This window comes from Paucibacter sp. XJ19-41, from assembly GCF_028462495.1.
Classification (GTDB): domain Bacteria; phylum Pseudomonadota; class Gammaproteobacteria; order Burkholderiales; family Burkholderiaceae_C; genus Roseateles_E.
Genome location: NZ_JAQOWX010000213.1, coordinates 1 through 4055 on the forward strand (window position 1 = coordinate 1; position 4055 = coordinate 4055).

At 69.3% G+C, this 4055-nt stretch carries 2 protein-coding genes; both read left to right on the forward strand.

Features of this window, described 5'->3' with window-relative positions; all coding sequences use genetic code 11:
• A partial coding sequence (locus PO768_RS28040; RefSeq protein ID WP_272648676.1) for an efflux RND transporter periplasmic adaptor subunit occupies positions 1-732 on the forward strand: 732 nt, incomplete at its 5' end.
• Entirely contained in the window at positions 732-3815 is a 3084-nt protein-coding gene (locus tag PO768_RS28045; RefSeq protein WP_272648677.1) for an efflux RND transporter permease subunit, read from the forward strand. The genes PO768_RS28040 and PO768_RS28045, both read left to right, overlap by 1 nt.
• Positions 3816-4055 lie beyond the last annotated feature (240 nt).

Below are 4055 nucleotides of genomic sequence, written 5' to 3' on the forward strand. Positions count from 1 at the left end.
GCCCAGGCCGATGCCGAGCGGGTGCGCAGCCTGCAGACCAGCGGCAGCGGCGCGCTGAGCGCTCAGCAGGCCCAGCAATACCTGGTGCAGGAACAGGCGGCCAAGGCCCGCTTCGAGGCCGCCCAGGCCAAGGTGCGCAGCGAGGAACTGCGCCTGGCCCAGACCCGCATCGTCGCGCCCGATGACGGCCTGATCGCGGCCGCGCCGGCCATCGTCGGCGCGGTGGCGCAGCCGGGCCAGGAACTGTTCCGCCTGATCCGCAAGAGCCGGCTTGAGTGGCGCGCCGAGCTGCCCAGCGCCGAGCTGGCCCGGCTCGCGCCGGGCGCCCAGGTCGAGATCGAGCTGCCCGATGGCCAGCGCGCCAGCGGTCGGCTGCGCCTGGTCGGCCCGACCGTCGATGTGCAAAGCCGCAACGGCCTCGCCTATATCGATCTGAGCCCGCACGCCGCTTTGCGCGCCGGCAGCTTTGTACGCGGCCGCATCCTCCTGGGCCGCAGCCCGGCGCTGGCGCTGCCGCAGGCGGCGGTGCAGCTGCGCGACGGCTTTGCCTATGTGTTCAAGGTTGGCGCCGATGGCCGGGTGCAGCAGAGCAAGGTCAGCATCGGGCGCCGCCTGGGCGACAAGATCGAGCTGCTGGCCGGGCTGAAGGCCGGTGAGCGCGTGGTCGCCAGCGGCGTCGGTTTCCTGGCCGACGGCGATCTGGTGCGGGTGGTGGACGGGAGCAAGTCATGATGAATGTCTCGTCCTGGTCGATCCGCAATCCGATTCCGGCCATCCTCCTGTTCATCATGCTGACCCTGCTGGGCTTGGCAGGTTTTCGCTGGATGAAGATCCAGAACTTTCCCGATATCGACCTGCCCACCGTGACGGTCAGCGCGGCGCTGCCCGGGGCCTCGCCGGCCCAGCTGGAATCGCAGGTGGCGCGCAAGATCGAGAACCAGATCGCGACCCTGCAAGGCGTCAAGCACATCTACACCTCGCTGAGCGACGGCATGGCGACGATCACGGCCGAGTTCCGGCTGGAGAAGCCCACGCAGGAGGCGCTGGACGATGTGCGCGACGCGGTCTCGCGGGTGCGCTCCGATCTGCCCGGCGAGATGCGCGATCCAGTGGTCTCCAAGCTGGAGCTGTCGGGCACGCCCATCCTGACCTACACGGTGGCATCCAGCCGCATGGACGACGAGGCGCTGTCGTGGTTTGTCGACAACCAGGTGGCCAAGTCCATGCTGGCCGTGCCCGGGGTCGGCGCGGTCGGCCGGGTCGGCGGTGTCAGCCGCGAGGTGAGGGTCGAACTCGACCCGGCCAAGCTGCAGGCGTTGAACGCCACGGCCGCCGATGTCTCGCGCCAGCTGCGCCAGATCCAGCAGGAGGCCTCGGGCGGGCGTTCCGATATCGGCGGCGCCGAGCAGTCGGTGCGCACCATTGCCACCGTGGCCTCGGCCGAGGAGCTGGCGGCGATGGACATCGCGCTGGCCGATGGCCGGCGCCTGCGCCTGGACCAACTGGCCAGCGTCAAGGACACGGTGGCCGAGCAGCGCTCGGCGGCCCTGCTGAACGGCAAGCCGGTGGTGGGCTTCGAGATCACGCGCACGCGGGGCGCCGGCGAGGTCGAGGTGGCGCGCGGCGTCGCGACGGCCTTGCAGGCGCTGCGCGCCGAGCACCCGGAGATCGAAATCGTCGAGGCCTTCAACTTCGTCGACCCGGTGCAGGAGAACTATGACGGCTCGATGGTGCTGCTCTACGAGGGCGCCTTCCTGGCCGTGGTCGTCGTGTGGTTCTTTCTGCGCGACTGGCGCGCCACCATCGTCGCCGCGACGGCGCTGCCGCTGTCGGTGGTGCCGACCTTTGCGGCGATGTATTTCCTGGGCTTCACCGTCAACACCGTGACCCTGCTGTCGCTGTCCCTGGTGGTGGGCATCCTGGTCGACGACGCCATCGTCGAGATCGAGAACATCATGCGCCATCTGCGCATGGGCAAGACGCCTTTTGAGGCGGCGATGGAGGCGGCCGACGAGATCGGGCTGGCCGTCATCGCGACCACCTTCACGCTGATCGCGGTCTTTCTGCCGACCGCCTTCATGAGCGGCATCGCCGGCAAGTTCTTCGTGCAGTTTGGCTGGACGGCGGCGATCTCGGTGTTCTTCTCGCTGGTGGTGGCGCGCATGCTGACGCCGATGATGGCGGCCTACATCCTGAAGCCGCCCACCGGCGAGCATCACGAGCCGCGCTGGCTGCTGCGCTACACAGGCTGGGCGCGCTGGTGCCTGCAACACCGCATCCAGACGCTGCTGGCCACGCTGGTGTTCACGGTCGGCTCCTTCGGCCTGGCCGGCCTGCTGCCGACCGGCTTCATCCCGCCCGATGACCTGAGCCAAACCCAGGTCACACTGACCCTGCCGCCAGGCAGCAGCTTTGCGCAAACCGCCGATCTGGCCGAGCGGGCGCGCCAGATCGTGCAGGCCAACCCCCATGTCAAGCTGATCTACACCGCCATCGGCGGCGGCAGCGCCGGCGCCGATCCCTTCGCGATGGGCTCGGCCTCCAGCGTCGGCAAGGCCACGCTGACCCTGAACCTGACCCACCGCGACGAGCGGCCCGGCCTCAGCAAGCAGGCCATCGAGGCCCAGCTGCGCGAGGCGGTCGAGCTGATCCCGGGCGCCCGGGTCAAGGTCGGCTTCGGCGCCTCCAGCGAGAAGTATGTGCTGGTGCTGGCCGGCGAAGATGGCCGCGTGCTGGCCGAGCATGCGCAAACCGTCGAGCGCGAGCTGCGCGGCATTCCCGGCATCGGTGCGGTGACCTCCAGCGCCAGCCTGACCCGGCCCGAGCTGATCGTGCGGCCCGACTTTGCGCGTGCCGCCGATCTGGGCGTCAGCGCCGCGGCCATCGCAGAGACGCTGCGGGTGGCCACGGCCGGCGACTACGAGCAGGAGCTGGCCAAGCTGAACCTGGCGCAGCGCCAGGTGCCGGTGGTGGTCAGGCTGCGCAGCGATGCGCGCGCCGACCTGGGCTATCTGAGCCGCCTGCCGGTGCCGGGCAGCCATGGCCCGGTGCCGTTGGGCAATGTCGCCAGCCTGGCGCTGGACAGCGGGCCCTCGCAGATCGACCGCTATGACCGGCTGCGCAATATCAATATCGAGATCGAGCTGAACGGCCAGGCGCTGGGCGATGTCGAGCGCCAGGCCCTGGCCCTGCCCAGCCTGCAAAGCCTGCCGCCGGGCGTGATCCAGACCACGGTGGGAGACGCCGAGGCGATGGCCGAGCTGTTCGACAGCTTCGGTCTGGCAATGCTGACCGGCGTGCTATGCATCTATATCGTGCTGGTGCTGCTGTTCAAGGACTTTGTGCAGCCGCTGACCATCCTGGCCGCGCTGGTGCTGTCGATTCCCGGCGCCTTCCTGGCGCTCTATCTGAGCCAGACCGCGCTGTCCATGCCCTCGATGATCGGCCTGATCATGCTGATGGGCATCGCGACGAAGAACTCCATCCTGCTGGTCGACTACGTCATCATCGCGCGCCGCGACCATGGCCTGCCGCGCTTCGAGGCGATTCTCGATGCCTGCCGCAAGCGCGCCCGGCCCATCGTGATGACGACCATCGCGATGGGGGCCGGCATGCTGCCGATCGCGCTGGGCTGGGGGGTGGACCCGAGCTTCCGCGCGCCGATGGCCATCGTCGTGATCGGCGGGCTGATCACCTCGACCTTTCTGAGCCTGCTGGTGATTCCCATCGTCTTCACCTATGTGGACGATGCGGTGCAGCGGCTGCGGCCGCGGCGGCGGGTGAAGGCCGACGGGGAGGCCTTGCCCGCACGCTGATCGCACAACTGAGCGCCAGGCGTTCTCCGCACGGGCCGCTGTCATGGCGGCGCCATCTCGCCTGACCAGCATGACGGCCTTTCAACAATGAAAAGGCATCGTGATGATCAGCAAGAAGACGAGTGCGGCCCTTGGCCTGGCAGCCCTGCTGGCCGCCTGTGGCGGCAGCGACGATACGGCACCTGCGCCGGCACCCGCACCGGCGCCGGCACCTGCTCCCGCCCCGGCGCCCGCCCCGGC